Here is a 14,330-nt window from a genome sequence, read left to right as displayed (position 1 = left end):
GCCCTACCAGGTAACCTTGGTACCCAGCGCCAAACCTTCCGGATGACGGAAGCCCACATCGTGGTTGCCGACCAGGCGGATCAGCGACTGGTTGCGGGAGAAGGCGCTGACCAGATCGCCGTTGGTGTCCTTGTAGGTAGCTTCGGTGGAGAAGTCGATGGTCATGTTGTCCTGCTCGCCGATCACCACATCATTCCAGTCGGCGAAATAGACCTCAGACTCGTTGGTGCCGGTGCCGAGGTTGGCCGGAATGGTGTTGGTGTGCGCAATGGGGTAACCCTTGAGCAGGCCAGACGCCATCTCCGGATAGACCTTGTTGCCGTTGCCATCGCGCAGGCCGAACAGCTTCATCCAGGTGCGCGGGCTCATACCCCAGCCCGGGTTGATCATCAGGCTGTTGGAGTTCATCAGCATCAGGATGAGCTTGTCCAGGTAAGCGTCGATGGTCGGCAGGTCGGCGGTACCAGCCCACTCGACGGTGCGGCTATTGTCGGTCGCGACCTTCTTGAAGCCGGTCGGGGTGTTGCCGGTGCCGTCATCGCGCAGGAAGGCTTTGTCCTCGCGCACCGCCATGGCGGCGATCATGTCGCTCAGCACCAGCTGTTCGACGTTGTAGCCAGCACGGCCGATCAACTGGTTACTGATGGGCACCAGGGTGATCATGGTCTTTGCGGACAGCTTCACATCGTTGAACTGGCTGGCGCTGCTGTTGGCATCAGTGCCCTCACCCACGTAGCTGGACTGGGCGCCGCCACTCATGCGCGGCAGAGAGAGGTTGCCATTGGGAAGAGGCAGTACGCGGGCCCCCAGCTTGCGCACAATCGTCTTCGGGCGCAGCAGCTCGATCACTTCGGAGTGCAAGTTCTCGGGGATCAGGGCACCACCAGAACCGGCGGCGGTACTGATGGCCATAGCCACCTGCTGATCGCCGATTTCTGTGGCAGCGAACTTCTCTGCCAGCTGCAGGTCACCCTTGCCGGCAGCGACAGCCATCGCCATACGGGCAAAGCCTGCGCCCTGATATTGTTTCAGCTCCTGCTTCATATGGCCAGCCGGAGGAGCCTGGGGGCCGCGAGCGTTGACCGGTGCCGCCTGCTGCGCCATCAGGCGCTCGGCGCTCTCCTGGCGGGCGATGGCGGCGCTGATCTTGTTCGCTTCGCTCTCCAGGTCGGCAAACTGCTGCAGCTGCTCGTCGGTGAGAGCGGTGCCGCTGGCTTCGAGTTCTGCCAAGGCTTTGACCAGGGCGGCGATTTCGCCACGCTCGCGGCGGAGGGCTTCGATAGTCTTCATCGATTAGTTTCCTTTGGACATAAAAAAAGCCCCTTTCGGGGCTTGTTGGGATGTGCTCCGCCGCTGGGCTAGAGTAGGTTCTGCATTTCGATGGCACGGGCCCTCAGGCCGATGCTTTGCGCCGGTTTGGTCCGCTTGGCCACGCTGGCGGCCAGGCCGTTGAGATAATCCTGCGGGTTGGCCAGTTCATCAGCCAGCCCGTTGTTGACCGCCTCGACACCGCTGTAGAGGGTGGCCTCGGTAGCTTTCACCTGCTCGACGGACAGGCCGCGATAGCGGGCCACTGAGCTGATAAACAGGTCGTAGGCCTGATCCATGCGGTGGTTGATCGCCGCCATGGCGCCATCGCTGAGGGGCTCGTGGGGGGTGCCGTCCTTTTTGCGGTCACCGCGGTAGAAGGTGGTGAACTTGAGTCCAACCTCCTCCTCCCACTTGCTCACCTCCATGTGCTCCATGATGACGCCAACAGAGCCGCAGCCGCCGGTTTCACTGACCACCACCTTGCTACAGGCTGAGGCAATGAAGTAGGCCGCCGAGTAGGCAGAGAAGTTGACCAGCGCGGTGATCGGCTTGACGCTGCGCTCGGCATAGATGTAGTCGGCCAGCTCCTTGCAGCCGACCGCATGGCCGCCGCCGGAGTTGATATCGAGCACGATCTCTTTGACCCGCTCATCGGCGAGCGCTGTGGCGATCTGCGCCCGCGCCCACTCGTAGCTGGTCAGCTCGGTGCAGGCGTTATCGATTTGACTGCGCCGCGCCACCAGAATGCCGTGCAGCGGGATCACCGCCAGCCCTTCCACGCGGTATTGCGATTCGCTGCGGGCTTCGAGCTGTTTTGGCTCCAGCCCATCCGGCAGGTCATCGGCGGCCATCACCTCGATCTGGTTACCCAGCATGCGGGGCATCAGCAGGCTCTTGACCCCTGCCAGCACCTCCTGGGTGACGTAGAGCGGACACCCGAACACCTGGCTGGCCAGGTGCGGGTAGTTGATCATCAGCTTCGGCATAGGATGGCCTCGATTTCCGTGATTTGTTCCTGGGTCGCCTGGCTGATGCCTTGCGGCACCTTGCCGGTAGAGACCATGTTGAGCGGGGTCAGGTAGATATCGCCACCCTGGATCGGGGGCAGGTTTTCCAACCGGCGGATATCGTTGACGCTGAGCCAGCCCCACTGGCGGCCGAGGGCGTATGACTCGTAACGGGACTTCTGGTCTGCCCGCAGCAGGCCGGAGAGGTTGAACTCGATATAGAGGTCTTTGCGCTCACTCGGCAGCAGCAGGTCGCGCATCATGGCGGCCTCGATGCGCTTGACCCACGGCAGCAGGGTGTAGATGACGAACTGCAGCCCCTGATGCTCGATGTTGTTGTTGGTTGCCCGATCCAGCTCGCCGATCATGTGCGGCGGGACCTTGTAGAGGCGGCAGATTTCGATGGCGCCATATTTGCGGGACTCGAGCAGTTGGCTCTGCTCGTTGGTCATTGCCATCTGTTTGTACTGCATCCCCTCCTGCAAGATCGCCACACCGAAAGAGTTGCGGGCCCCGGCGTAGGCATCAACAAACTTCGACTTGAACTGCTCCAGTGACTCTTGGGTTGTGAATGGCTTTCCGGTGGTTTCGATTGTTCCTGACAGGGTGGTGCCGTTGGCAAATACCGATCCGGCATGCTCATCCACCGCCATGGCCAACCCGATTGCATCCGGGTTGCTCTGGATCGGCGAGACACCAAGGTAACCATCCAGGCTGAAGCCCTTGACGTGGTGCATCATCCGCATCGGCAGGATCTCGTTGCTGCCGTCGAGCAACTTATAAAACGGGAGACCGTTCGACCCCTTGAGCACCATGATCTTGTCCGGATTGACCGGGATCAGCTCGGTGATATAGCCGTCGCCACTGCGATCGATCAGGCTGTAGCTGTTGCCGCGCAAGCCGAGGTGGCCCATGCGCTGCTCGTTAAACTCGAAGCTGGTGTCTTTCTGGTTAGGGCAGGCGTGGATGATGTCGTACAGCGGGTGGTCGGTCGCCCGAGTGCGACTGTCGTCGCTGCGCTGGTAGAGCTCGCACGGCAGTTGGGCAATGGATTCAGCCAGCAGGGTGACGCAGGCGCGGACAGTGCCTTGCGCCAGCGCAGACTCCGGCGTGACCATGACGCCTGCCTTGCTGCGCCGCGCCCCTACGCTCGAGATCCACTGACTGAAGTTGCCACCGCCACCCCTGCGCTCAAACAGGAATGGGAAGAACATCAGTCACCACCTCGCTGTTTGTTGTTTTGGTGCCAGGCAATGGCACGACTCAACCAGGCAGACCAGCCCAGCGCCAACAGGCCACTGACCACCCAGCCGAGCGGGGCAGACCAGAGCCAGGCGCCATAGGTCAGCGCGGCGGCACCCAGCAGGCCCACCAGAAAGGCGATGATGTTCATCAGCATAGGACGTCCGTGGTTTCGTAAATGGATTTGGTATTGCCGCGGCCCGCGACCATGGCGCGGCCGATGGCCATCATGAGCGCGACAGCGCCGTCAATTTTCTGATCAGCAGACTCCTTGACCGGGCGCACCACATCATCGTTACCGGGCAGGTTCTTGCCGATCACGTTGCCGATACACCAGGTCATCAGGCTGTTGCCATCGTGATGAAAACGGCCGGACTGAATGGCGGCCTCCAGCTCTCGCATCGGTTCGCTCATGTTGGTGTAGTTCTGGGTGATGGAGATGGGGGTCAATCCCTCATCTGCCAGATCGTGAGCCAGTGCGGTTGCGCCTGCCGGGTCGAGCGGGACTTCCAGCACGTTGCCACTGGCGGCCGCCTCTTTGGCTACGGCCAGGATTTCGCGATAGTCGATCTCGGCACCTTCTGTGGTGCTGAGCTCGCCAAGGTTCATCCATTTCTGGTAACGCTCTGCCAGTCGCCGGTTGTCGGTGTTGAAGGCCGTATCTTCCGGTACCCAGAACTCTGGGGCTATCGAGTAGTAGTGGCGCTTGCCGTCAATATCTCGCCAGAACAGTCTGGCCATGGAGTTCATGTCGAGCTTGCGGGCAAGGTCGAACGAGAGGATCTGCTCCTGCCCCTCGAACTGCTCCAGCGTCAGACTGCGATCTTCGCAGGCCTTCCATGCTTCCATGTTGTAGTAGGCGGTTTTTGCCGACACCCAGACGTTGAGGTGCTTGGTCTTGAAGATGTTGGCAAAGCGGGCCGACTTGATGGCCTTGGCCTGTTGTGCCAGCAGGTATTCGGAGTAGACGGAGACGCCCATGTTGGGGTTGGCCTTAGCCAACACCTTGGGGTCAGTCCAGTCGTCACCCTCGTCAATGGTGTAGATGATGCCGAACAGCTCATCATCTGGCACCGTGCCCGCCAGCATTTCGATCACCTCCCGCCGCTTGTCGTAGCAGGGGCCATCGATGTTGTAGCCAGCAGTGGTGATGACCCACATCAACGGTTGGCGGCGGGCGCCCATACCGGTGATCATGGTGGTGTATAGGTCATCCGTGTCGTGCTCGTGGTATTCATCCACGATGGCACAGGATGGCGACTGGCCATCACCTGGGTTGCCAATCAGCGGCTCGAAGCGGGCGCCGTCAGAGGGGATATTCAGGTTGCTGGCGTTGACCTCGATACCGAAGTGATCGAGTAGCGCCTGGGTGCGCTTGGCCATCAGGCGGGCGGGGCGAAACACCTCCCACGCCTGTTTTTCTGTGGTGGCGCCGGAGTAAACCTCGGCGCCGAATTCGTTGTCTGCCGCGAAGCAGTAGAGGCCGACCGGCGCAGAGAGCGCCGACTTGCCGTTTTTACGCGGGATCTCGTTGTAGACCTCGCGGAAGCGGCGCAGGCCGCTCCCCTTGCGCACCCAGCCAAAGACGCAGCAGATGATGAACATTTGCCACGGCTCAAGGTTCAGGGTCTGGCGCTTGAACGCCCACTCCCCCTTGGTATGGGGCATGAGCTGGACAAATGTGGCGGCTCGCTCAGCCTTGTCCTTGTCGAAGCGGAACCGAAACTTGGCCGACTTCTCCTTGGCCAGATCATCGAGGTGCCGCTGGCAGGCCTGGATGACGTAGCGACAGGCGGGGGTCTTGCCGCGCACCACGTCGCGGGCGTAGCCGTTTGCCACGTTGACATAGGGATAACTTTTGCGTGTTGCCATCGGTCATCCCTACAAAGCTGCGAACGGGTTCCCCCCTCCCTGTTTCTTGTTGCCTCCGATCAGGCGTGAGCGGCTGGACGGGTCCAGCCCAAGCAGCGAGCCGTAGCTGGTCATCTGCTTGAGTGATTCGTTGGCCACCGTACAGGCGGGGTTTTTGACCGGCCCGCCAGTTGCCCCTTCGACAACCAGGCCGTGTTTGGCGATCTCGATTTCGGCTCTGCGCCAGCGCGAGTAGGCCGCGCAGAAGGCCTCGAGGTTGTGCAGGTCGGTGACGCAGAGCACCTCGGCACCGCAGAGCTCACGGATCACCATGTCCCACATGGTCGGGGCCCACTGGTCTTCTGCCAGCCATTCAGGGCAATCGACATAGAGCAGTGGGGTGAATGTGGGCTCGGCGTTGTTCAGCGAGCGCTTGCCGGGGTTGCCTGCCAGCCGCTTCAGCGCCGTCGGTTTGGGCTTGCGACCTTGACCAGGCGCTCTTGGTGCCCCTGCCATCGCGCCCTCCATTTAAATTTTTAATTTCGCGGGTATAAAAATTCGACCGGGCTGGCAGTCACGGAGGCGAAAAGGTGGAAGGATTTGATCCCCCCCTCCCCCTCAGGATTGCCCATGGCGGCCAGCAGAGGCCTCCTGCTGTGTCTTCTGCTTGTGGCAGCACCGGCAGATGGCCTCGAGGTTGCTATCGTCATCTGTGCCGCCTGTGGCCTTTGGCACGATGTGGTCAACGGCATAGGCTTGGGTGATGATCCCCTTGCGAACGCAGGGCTGACACAGCCCGCGGTCGCGCTGCATGATTCGCTCGCGCCGCTTGCGCCAGCTGGCACCATAGCCACGCTCTGCCGATGACTTGGCAGCCACACGCCGCCATCCGACAGCCTGACCCGCATGATCGGCACAATACCCGCCAGGGTTATCAGTCAGGGCGTGACACCCTTTGGCCCGGCAGATCTGCTTGATACGTGGAGGCATCAGACGCCAGCAGGCTGAGCTACAGCTCGAACCAGCGCCATGATGCCAGTTTGTATGTCGGTCTTACCGATGTTCGCCCAGCGCATCGGCTCTGCAGCCTCAAAGCGCTCGAACTCATCTACTGGTCCATGCGACTTGTCGAAATGCTGCTGACCAATCATGGCCGCCAGCTCGGATTGCAGCGCCAGCAGCTCAGTTCCCTTCTCCTTGATGCGGTTCATCAGGTCTATCTCTTGCTGGCTCAGCTCGCGGTAACCTTTGATCTGGCGGTGTTGGTTTTCCATGATGGGTCTCTGCGATGGACAAAATAGGGCGCCGCACCGGACGCAGTTACACGGGACGACCCGTCAGTTTGGAGAGTGACTCGGTGCGGCAATTCGGTTAATCGGGATTGGTCAGGGAGAAGTAGGCTCTTTGGCAGGCCAAGCCTGATGCTCGAGCGCGGTCATACGCTCTTGCCAGCTCTCCCGCTCGCGCATCAGCCCGGCCGAGCAGGTCGGCGAGCACCACGGCGGACTGTCCGGCTGCATCGCCTGACTGGGCAGTGCCGGAATGGCTGGCGCACTGACTGGCTCTGAGAGCAAGACGGCTGGCTTGCTCGCGCAGGCCGACAGCAGCAGCGTCAGCGACAGCAGCGTCGCGTTCAGCATTGGCGATCTGTTGTTCTGCATCTTGTCTCACCCTATCAATATCTGCCTGACGGCGCTGCTCAGCCTTGCGGGCAGCAATCTCGGCATCGGCCCTTGCCGTCGCCAGTTCGGCCGACTGCTTCTCCCACTTGGCAGACCACTCAAGTTCCTTGTCGTGGGCGCCTTCGGTGTAGCCAGAGTGGTTTATCCACCACACCAGCAGGGCCACTGCTGTCAGGCGAACCAGAAACCACACCACAGGACGGGATGAGCTAAGGAACTGCCTGACTGGGATCATGCTGCTGCCACTCCATGCTTTATTGCCTCACTGCCGTTCATGCCCATGAACAGGCATTCCTCGGCAGCACGGCGGCGGGTAAGGCCGCGCATCACCTTGCCGTCGTTCTTGTTCCAGCGGCGGAATTCGACTGCAGCACCGTCATAGTCGCCGGCGTTCAGCTTGCGCAGCAGGGTAGAGCTTTCAAGGGCCTTGCTGCCGACGTTGTAACTGAACAGCACCAGAGCATCGAACTGGCCCTGATTGACGGGCACCTTGACCAGCGACAGCACATCACGTTCGAAACGTGCAATGTCTACCAGGAATGCGGCATCGGCCTGTGCCTGCGTCCATACCAGCCCAGGCTGCACTTCGGGGCCTGTATGCCCCCGGCCGATGGTCCAAGGTTCACCGTTCTTGCTGCCCGGGTCAGGATAGGCCTGCAGCTTGCAGTTCTCGAAGTAGTGAGCAACGGCTACGCCATCCACTGAAATGCGGTTAACCTTGACCATCGCCAAACCTCCGATCGAGCACACGACCAGCAAACTCGCGGATTTTCTCTACCCCGAGAAAACCGATAGAGCCGCCGACAAAGCCAGAGGCCGTCGCCGGGATTCCGAGCAGATCCAGCCCAGACATCACCGACAACGAGATAGCGCCACACAAGGCAGACTCCAGCAGGCGCTGCCTTATTGCTCCGCCGGAGTAGGTCACCCTCAACCAGGAGATCACCACCGACAGGATAAAGCCGTACAAAGCGGACCAGTGGGCATCGGCCCAAGCCAGCAGCCAGGCCAGCAGGCCCAAGTCTTTTTCAGGCATTCGCATACCCACCACCCCGCGGGGCTCCAGAAACGAAAAAACCCCGGCGAAGCCGAGGTTTGGAAACAGAAAAGAAAAAGACCGCATCCTTTCGGGTGCAGTCTTCCATCATTGGCTTTCACTCTACACAAAATTGCTTTTGACTGTCAACTGCCTTCAATCGGCAAACTGCTCCACCACTCATCAAACGATACTGCGCTCGCCATGCTCTCCGGTGAAGTCGATAGCACAGCGAGATGTAGCCTCTTCATGTCACCTCGAGATACCTGAAGCTCTATAAATAGTGCATTTCCGCTGGGGGTTCTCTTCACAAGCCCAGTTGGATGAGTGAACAACACAGCGCATGTCTTAGCCTGCTTGCGAGTCAAGCTACCTAAAAAACCTTCGGCACACGCACTGGCCTCTGTCTGCGAAATGTTGTGCACCCCAGTTACAGCAGCCGCAAACAAACCTGATAAAAGGTAGATAAAATACAAGAGCAGAGCAGCTCCCATTGCACCTTTCAGCGACATAACACCATCCTATGGCCAAGAGACCCTGTCAGCACAACAACACTGCCAATCTCACCAAGGCGGGTAAATTCTTGCAGTGCCGCCAGCTCCGCCCAGCATGCCCCCCATGTCACGACCAGCCTGCTCATGAGCCAGGATCATCATTTTGAGCGCAGAGTTCCCAGCGCCAAGCAGCTGGGGGACCTTAAACTCCATGAACTCCTCCCCATAAATTTCAGCTGTGAAAACCCCTTTCCCCTGCCAATAATGGAGTGGATATTCTGTCATTAACATAATAGCGAGCCTCCGGCATTATCTGCTCGGATGAAAATTAAGTGCGTGAGTTATTTGGCATGGGCTGCCAGTGGGCATAATTTACAGACCTGTAATTCTATCTGTCAATGGGAATTTTATAGAAATCAGATTTTCAAGGTTCAGCCTATAAATAAAAAACGTGATTTATACATCAATTGAATACCATAAGGTATATCACGCCGCCGTCACCCGCTTGTAGAACGCCTCCACCTCGCTCTCCTGCACATGGCACCAGGCCAGCACAGCCTGATAGAGCGGGTACCACTGCTGCTCCCACTCACAGCGGGTCAGGGTACCCAGCAGCGGCTCGATGGCGCGGCGCACCTGGGTACCCGGGATAGGACGCAGGCCGGTACCATTGCAGCGGGGGCAGGTCTTGTCGATGGCCTTGCCGTGCAGCCGGCTCAGCTCCAGATCGCGGATCACCCCGCGCCCCCGGCAGAACTGCGGGTGGCAGGCCGCCCACGGGGTGTCCACGGTGCGGCAGAAGTGCTGAACCGCCAGCGCGGCCAGCGCCTTGAGTGCCAGACCCTGCCGACGCTCCTTGACGGCCCCCACGTACTTCGGTGCCAGCTTGCTGCACTCGGCCATCACCCCGATCACCGCCTTACGGTGGCTCTCCTTGTCCTTGGTGTAGCGGGCCATCACCAGTGCCAGGCCAACGGCCTCGTATTTCTGCACCAGACCAAGGGCCCCCAGAACATCCGCCTTGGTCAAATGGCTGGCTCCTGTCGAACGAGATTGAATCGCCTGGATCATCACCGAGCGCGGCGAACCGATGGAAATTGCGTACTCGAGCCTCATCAGAATGCCTCCAGTGACCAGCCGGCGCCTTTGCGCTGTACCCCTACGAAGGTGAACATCCAGTGCTGCTTGGCTGCCACCTTGATCTTGACCCGGGCATCGTCCTCCCAGAACCCTTTCACCTCGTGCAGCTCAATCAGCCCATCCCGGCGCACCACCATGAAATCCGGGGTGTAGAAGGTCTTATCGGCCAGCCGCAGCTTGAGCGGCTCAAACTCGAAGTGCAGCACCTCCCCTGCCGGCATCAGCTGACGCAGGTGGCCGGCATAGGCCTCCTCGGTCTTGTTCATCGAGCCAGGTACCGGCTGCGGGCGGGCCCGCGCCTTCACCACCCTTCCACTGTATGGCGTCATCCAAACACTCCTAGGCCGGCGGCCTTGTTTAACGTCATCGCGACGTGATCCAGCTGGCTGCCGTGGGCTTGCTCCCACTGCTGCCAGCCATTGTTGTGCAATTCCATGTGTGCCTGGTGGCAGAGCGGGAAGGTCATCAGGTCATGGGTCTTGCTGCCCATCACGCTGAGCCCGTGCCCCACCACGTGGTGTGCCTCGATGCCATCGGTCTGGCCGGTCACTACGCAGGGCAGCTGGCGCACGAACGCCAGATAGTTGGCAGACTCCCACCGCTTCATCTTGGGGCGGGGGATGTGCAGCATCGGCGGCTCTGGGTCGATGGCCTTCACCACCGGCTTGGCCTTGATCCTGCCGCGCAGCTCTGCCAGCGGGTCCTGATCCAGCAGGGCCTCTTGGTTCACCCGATAGCGGGCATCAGTCTCCCGATAACCGCGCCCTGGCACCAGCACACGCTCTGGCTCCAGCGGCGGCAAGCGGCAGGCATGACGAACAACGGCGATCGGCAGATGCCCTTGCACCTTGTACACGCTGGCCCACCAACAGAGATCCCGTGCCTGCAACTGAGCAAGCTGCACCCCGCACCAGCCGGCCACCTTGGTCAGCAGCGCCCGGGCGATCGCCTCGGCATGCTGACTAGGGTTGAACGGCAACTGGCCGTCGCGGAACTCGCTATCGTGGTGTCAGCACAGAGGCAGCGGCAGGCCGCCCATCTCGGCGGTGACCGACTCCCCGATGCAGCCATGGCCGATCAGGCACTGGCCTACACTGCGCAAGGCCAGCTCGCCGCCGGCAGCCTTGACGATGGCGGGATTGAGCAGGGCCATGGCCAGCTCAGGGAACTGGGCCAGCAGATCACCCCCTTCTGGAGCAGGGACGAGCACCGCCGGGCGGTTGGATAGAGAGGTGCGCAGCTTGGCCAGCTCCTCCCCCACCTTCAGCAGCACCACCCCCATCTCTGGCACAAAGACCGGATGGGTCGGCATCATCCCAGCTTCTCCACCATCTCCAACTTGTCGAGCAGCGGGCCAAGACGGGCCAGAAGCTGATAACTGGCCGTGCGGCGCAGGGCGGCTGCTTCGGATGCGATAACCCGGCGAGCAGCCTCGGTGGCCGTCAGGCCCGGGCAGGCGGTGTCGATGGAACGGAACAGCTCGGCGCTGGCATTGATGGCGGCCCCGGCAGGGTTGTTGGCCTGCTGCTGCAGGTGCTGCGCTCTGGCCGCGCTGCGGCTCGTGAATTTACTGCTCATGTGACCCCTTTACCTCACGGTAGTGGTTCAGCCGATCGCGAAAATACTCCTGGTACTCCGCTGGCTGTTGAGTGATGGCCTTGGCGACATCATCGCGACTCGCCTGGCCGAGGCGGCACCGCCACACAAGGAGGGCCGCCTGCTTATCCAATTGTACCCTCTGACGGTCCCCTTCAGGAAGCCGCGCCAGATTGAATGTCATGGCCGGATACCTCCTGCCGGATCCGGATGGCAGAGTGAGCGGCCCTTTCTGCCGCGAAGGCCAGCGCCTCCGGCGTCATGCCGGTGGCAGCAGCATGCTGCATCACCTCGGCAGATCGCTCCAGCTCATGCAGGGCGGCCGCCAGTTCCACCTCCAGCACGGTGGCATTGCGCACAACCACCCCGTTGCTGTCCACGACGTGGTGCAGGGACCCGGCGAATGGCCCGCTGTAGGGCCGCAGTGACAAACCGCAGGGAAGGTTCATGCCGCCACCTTCCCCAGGCCGACCTTGGCCAGCAGATCGGCAAAGCGGCTCTGGTACCAGTGCGGCGCCGTCTCACGCTGGCAGCGCGGATCCACGATGTTCTTGCCATAACGCAGCCCGGCTGGCGTGATCGACCAGAACTCCTTCTGCTTGTCCGGGGTCTTGCTGGACGGCCGGCTCATCTTGACGATCAGCCCTTTCGACTCCAGCAGCGCGTTGAAATAGCGCACCCCCATGGTCACCCCGTGCTGTTTCAGGCCTTCGGTGGCCGAGAAGGTGGCCCGCGAGCTGCCGTCAGTGGCGTCGCTCGGCGCGTCGATGGCGTAGGAGGGCAGCAGGTTCGGCAGGCCATGCTGGCGCTGGATGGTCTGCAGCATGCCCAGCTTGCCGGAGTTGCTGACGTTCAGCATGCGGGCGGCGGTCTCGGCAAACAGCAGCTCGACCTGTACCGCCTCCACATTGACCGTCGGACCGGTGGGCACCTGGTACTGGCCGGTCGTGCGCAAGGACGGAAGGACTTCACCGGTGACCCACCGTTTGAAGGCCTTGGCCGCCGGCAATTTGCTGCCGAAGATCAGGGCGTAGACCCCACCCTCATCGAGGAATGAAACCTCCTGCACCCCGCTGGTTGTGGGGGTGTCGCGTTTCACGACATCCCCTTCATCCACATGGCGCTTCACGGCATCACGCGCATTGCTGTAGCCCAACGCCTTGCACACATCGACAGCGCAGAACAGCACTCGCCCATCTTCCTGGATCAGGCGCACCTTGCCGAACTCTTCACTGTCAAAACTCAACACCTGCATGTCACTCTCCCGATTGTCATGATGTAGGCCTTGGTCAAATAATACTGTTTAAATATCCAGTAGTTCAATGCCATTGATCCAGATTTGCCCGGCCACGTCACCAACGCTCAACTGGTACAGATCGAGACCAAACGCCTGCGCCCGGGTGAACTCTCGGCGGGCCCCACTGCTCTGCTGCCAGCCTGGGAGAAAGGCCACCGCCTCGCACTCCATCAGCATCGGGATGGCGATCCGCATGTAGGCCTCATGGCACCAACCATCTGGCAGGATCGCCGGGTTCATCACCTGGGCGCCCAGCGACTTCAGGTGCGCCTCTGCGGCAAAGAACGCCGGCCGGTTGAACTCCGGCAAACCGGTCATGGGGCCTGCCACATAGACCTTTACCCCTTCCAGCAATATCTGCCCTGCCCCCACCTGTGGCTTATTGGTCATCACGGGCCTCCCCGGCCAGGTTGTTCACGGCGGGGGCGCCCGCCGACAGGTTTGCAGCCATGAACAGCGCCACAAACACCAGCATCACCAGAAGCCCCGCCTTAGCCATGGCTGGCCTCCCGGGTTCTGGCCGCCAGTTCGCTCAGCTCGCGACAGGTCGATACCAACCGCGGCTCCTCCTCGAACTCGTCCCACTCCAGCTCAGGGCCTACCTCCTGTGCCAGCCACTGGCGCAGGGTCAGCCACACCATCCCAAGCAACGCCAGCCAGGCCAGCGCCAATCCCAGAAACATCCATTCAAGGCTCATCTGCTCCTCCCCCTCCCGGTGGTGGTGTAACGGGCTGCGCGGGTCAGCGCCGCCCCGACAACGTCGGCGGCCTGCTTGGCCACCGGATCAAATCCAGACTCCATAATCTGGTAGAGCGCCATAAAGATCGGGATCCCCGCCTCCCTAGTGCGCTCCACCTCCTCGATGGTCAGCACCGGGGCGTACCAATCTCGGGTCGCCGTGTGCTGGGCGTAGTAATGCATCACACCGCCACCCCCTTCAGGTGACTGCTCTCACCGAGCGATATCATGGATGGTTCAATCCCTGCCGAATCACAAACGAACTGAAGTACCACTTCCGCCTGGGCATGATTGCCATCAGTCTGATGGGACGCGGCAAACGCGGCCAACACATCACGCAAGTAGCCGAGGTGATCGCAGGCATAGTTCATTAATCCCTCACTTTCAGCGCTCACATCCACGCCATAGAGTGAATCGACGAGGCCATCTATGCGCTCGCTGACTTCGTCGGCTATATGAGTTCCTAATGTCGCGATCAAGATCGCCTTATTGCCGTCGGCCAACCTGCGATTGATGCCAGTAGTGATGCCGTCAAAGAATGCCTTACATTTTTGATCGTCGACGTGGATGTTATTCCGCCCCTCTTCGTGGACTATCGTTGCTGCAAACGCCTGCAGCTCATCAAAGTTGACGCCAGAGAACCACTCTTTACCGTGAACCAGTTCTCCGGACCGTTGGCAAAAATGTATTAGCTTCGCCTCATGCTGAAATGGACTTCCTTTCACCGCATGGATGAACTGCGCGACAGGCCTACTGCCATCCTTGAACTGCATCAATTTGCATGCTTGCTCGATCCGACTAGTGGCACTCCCAGTAAATGACAAACCTACTTTGGTAATGCCATTGGCAAAATGAACTGCGTAGATTGCCGAACGACTGGTTGTTAGCTTTATCAAAGGTTCTTTCTCTTGCATGTCATTCTCCCGAATCTCATG

The 14,330-nt window shown here is 60.6% G+C and carries 24 protein-coding genes; all 24 read right to left on the bottom strand.

Annotated elements, in window-relative coordinates; all coding sequences use genetic code 11:
* Nucleotides 1–3: 3 nt before the first annotated feature.
* Nucleotides 4–1,290, bottom strand: coding sequence for a phage major capsid protein (locus tag H7R73_RS04420; RefSeq protein WP_182951517.1), 1,287 nt, complete (start codon nt 1,288–1,290; stop codon nt 4–6).
* 68 nt (nt 1,291–1,358) lie between these two features.
* Complete coding sequence (locus H7R73_RS04415) at nt 1,359–2,297, bottom strand: S49 family peptidase (protein WP_182951516.1); 939 nt, start codon at nt 2,295–2,297, stop codon at nt 1,359–1,361.
* A complete protein-coding gene (locus tag H7R73_RS04410) occupies nt 2,285–3,532 on the bottom strand; it encodes a phage portal protein (protein WP_182951515.1) in 1,248 nt (415 codons plus the stop codon). The genes H7R73_RS04415 and H7R73_RS04410 overlap by 13 nt, the downstream gene beginning before the upstream one ends.
* Nucleotides 3,532–3,717: a hypothetical protein gene (locus H7R73_RS04405; protein WP_182951514.1), complete on the bottom strand. Its 186-nt coding sequence runs from the start codon at nt 3,715–3,717 to the stop codon at nt 3,532–3,534. The genes H7R73_RS04410 and H7R73_RS04405 overlap by 1 nt, the downstream gene beginning before the upstream one ends.
* Complete coding sequence (locus H7R73_RS04400) at nt 3,711–5,432, bottom strand: terminase large subunit (RefSeq protein WP_182951513.1); 1,722 nt, start codon at nt 5,430–5,432, stop codon at nt 3,711–3,713. The genes H7R73_RS04405 and H7R73_RS04400 overlap by 7 nt, the downstream gene beginning before the upstream one ends.
* Before the next feature lie 9 nt (nt 5,433–5,441).
* Nucleotides 5,442–5,927 (bottom strand): phage terminase small subunit P27 family, encoded by a 486-nt coding sequence (locus H7R73_RS04395; protein ID WP_076362412.1) that lies wholly within the window; start codon nt 5,925–5,927, stop codon nt 5,442–5,444.
* Nucleotides 5,928–6,029: 102 nt separating this feature from the next.
* On the bottom strand, nt 6,030–6,290 hold the full coding sequence (locus H7R73_RS04390; RefSeq protein ID WP_232092738.1) for an HNH endonuclease: 261 nt from the start codon (nt 6,288–6,290) through the stop codon (nt 6,030–6,032).
* A gap of 110 nt (nt 6,291–6,400) precedes the next feature.
* On the bottom strand, nt 6,401–6,685 hold the full coding sequence (locus H7R73_RS04385; protein ID WP_182951511.1) for an Acb2/Tad1 domain-containing protein: 285 nt from the start codon (nt 6,683–6,685) through the stop codon (nt 6,401–6,403).
* 97 nt (nt 6,686–6,782) lie between these two features.
* A complete protein-coding gene (locus H7R73_RS04380) occupies nt 6,783–7,328 on the bottom strand; it encodes a DUF2514 family protein (RefSeq protein ID WP_182951510.1) in 546 nt (181 codons plus the stop codon).
* On the bottom strand, nt 7,325–7,819 hold the full coding sequence (locus tag H7R73_RS04375; protein WP_182951509.1) for a lysozyme: 495 nt from the start codon (nt 7,817–7,819) through the stop codon (nt 7,325–7,327). Before H7R73_RS04375 ends, H7R73_RS04380 begins: the two co-directional genes overlap by 4 nt.
* Nucleotides 7,806–8,129: a phage holin, lambda family gene (locus tag H7R73_RS04370; RefSeq protein WP_182951508.1), complete on the bottom strand. Its 324-nt coding sequence runs from the start codon at nt 8,127–8,129 to the stop codon at nt 7,806–7,808. The genes H7R73_RS04375 and H7R73_RS04370 overlap by 14 nt, the downstream gene beginning before the upstream one ends.
* Nucleotides 8,130–8,275: 146 nt before the next feature.
* Entirely contained in the window at nt 8,276–8,641 is a 366-nt protein-coding gene (locus H7R73_RS04365; protein WP_182951507.1) for a hypothetical protein, read from the bottom strand.
* Nucleotides 8,642–9,109: 468 nt separating this feature from the next.
* A complete protein-coding gene (locus H7R73_RS04360) occupies nt 9,110–9,652 on the bottom strand; it encodes an antitermination protein Q (protein ID WP_182951506.1) in 543 nt (180 codons plus the stop codon).
* Nucleotides 9,653–9,738: 86 nt separating this feature from the next.
* Nucleotides 9,739–10,092 carry a DUF1064 domain-containing protein gene (locus H7R73_RS04355; RefSeq protein ID WP_182951505.1) on the bottom strand — a complete coding sequence of 118 codons (354 nt, stop codon included), beginning with the start codon at nt 10,090–10,092 and terminating at the stop codon, nt 9,739–9,741.
* Nucleotides 10,089–10,742 carry a DUF968 domain-containing protein gene (locus tag H7R73_RS04350; protein ID WP_232092737.1) on the bottom strand — a complete coding sequence of 218 codons (654 nt, stop codon included), beginning with the start codon at nt 10,740–10,742 and terminating at the stop codon, nt 10,089–10,091. The genes H7R73_RS04355 and H7R73_RS04350 overlap by 4 nt, the downstream gene beginning before the upstream one ends.
* Nucleotides 10,743–10,772: 30 nt before the next feature.
* Entirely contained in the window at nt 10,773–11,078 is a 306-nt protein-coding gene (locus H7R73_RS24120) for a hypothetical protein (protein ID WP_232092736.1), read from the bottom strand.
* A complete protein-coding gene (locus H7R73_RS04345) occupies nt 11,075–11,341 on the bottom strand; it encodes a hypothetical protein (RefSeq protein WP_182951504.1) in 267 nt (88 codons plus the stop codon). The genes H7R73_RS24120 and H7R73_RS04345 overlap by 4 nt, the downstream gene beginning before the upstream one ends.
* Complete coding sequence (locus tag H7R73_RS24530) at nt 11,331–11,543, bottom strand: DUF3283 family protein (RefSeq protein ID WP_182951503.1); 213 nt, start codon at nt 11,541–11,543, stop codon at nt 11,331–11,333. The genes H7R73_RS04345 and H7R73_RS24530 overlap by 11 nt, the downstream gene beginning before the upstream one ends.
* Entirely contained in the window at nt 11,515–11,808 is a 294-nt protein-coding gene (locus H7R73_RS04335) for a hypothetical protein (RefSeq protein ID WP_182951502.1), read from the bottom strand. Before H7R73_RS04335 ends, H7R73_RS24530 begins: the two co-directional genes overlap by 29 nt.
* Nucleotides 11,805–12,614 carry a BRO-N domain-containing protein gene (locus tag H7R73_RS04330; RefSeq protein ID WP_182951501.1) on the bottom strand — a complete coding sequence of 270 codons (810 nt, stop codon included), beginning with the start codon at nt 12,612–12,614 and terminating at the stop codon, nt 11,805–11,807. The genes H7R73_RS04335 and H7R73_RS04330 overlap by 4 nt, the downstream gene beginning before the upstream one ends.
* Nucleotides 12,615–12,662: 48 nt before the next feature.
* The gene (locus H7R73_RS04325) at nt 12,663–13,046 is read right to left on the bottom strand and encodes a DUF4406 domain-containing protein (protein WP_182951500.1); all 384 of its coding nucleotides are present in this window, start codon (nt 13,044–13,046) and stop codon (nt 12,663–12,665) included.
* 101 nt (nt 13,047–13,147) lie between these two features.
* Nucleotides 13,148–13,354 (bottom strand): hypothetical protein, encoded by a 207-nt coding sequence (locus H7R73_RS04320; RefSeq protein WP_182951499.1) that lies wholly within the window; start codon nt 13,352–13,354, stop codon nt 13,148–13,150.
* Complete coding sequence (locus tag H7R73_RS04315; protein ID WP_232092775.1) at nt 13,351–13,578, bottom strand: hypothetical protein; 228 nt, start codon at nt 13,576–13,578, stop codon at nt 13,351–13,353. The genes H7R73_RS04320 and H7R73_RS04315 overlap by 4 nt, the downstream gene beginning before the upstream one ends.
* Complete coding sequence (locus H7R73_RS04310) at nt 13,578–14,309, bottom strand: hypothetical protein (protein WP_182951498.1); 732 nt, start codon at nt 14,307–14,309, stop codon at nt 13,578–13,580. The genes H7R73_RS04315 and H7R73_RS04310 overlap by 1 nt, the downstream gene beginning before the upstream one ends.
* Between the last annotated feature and the right edge of the window lie 21 nt (nt 14,310–14,330).

The organism is Aeromonas sp. WP2-W18-CRE-05 (genome assembly GCF_014168615.1).
Lineage (GTDB): Bacteria > Pseudomonadota > Gammaproteobacteria > Enterobacterales > Aeromonadaceae > Aeromonas > Aeromonas caviae.
The sequence above is the reverse complement of the archived record's forward strand: the minus strand, read 5'-3'. Positions and strand labels throughout refer to the sequence as shown.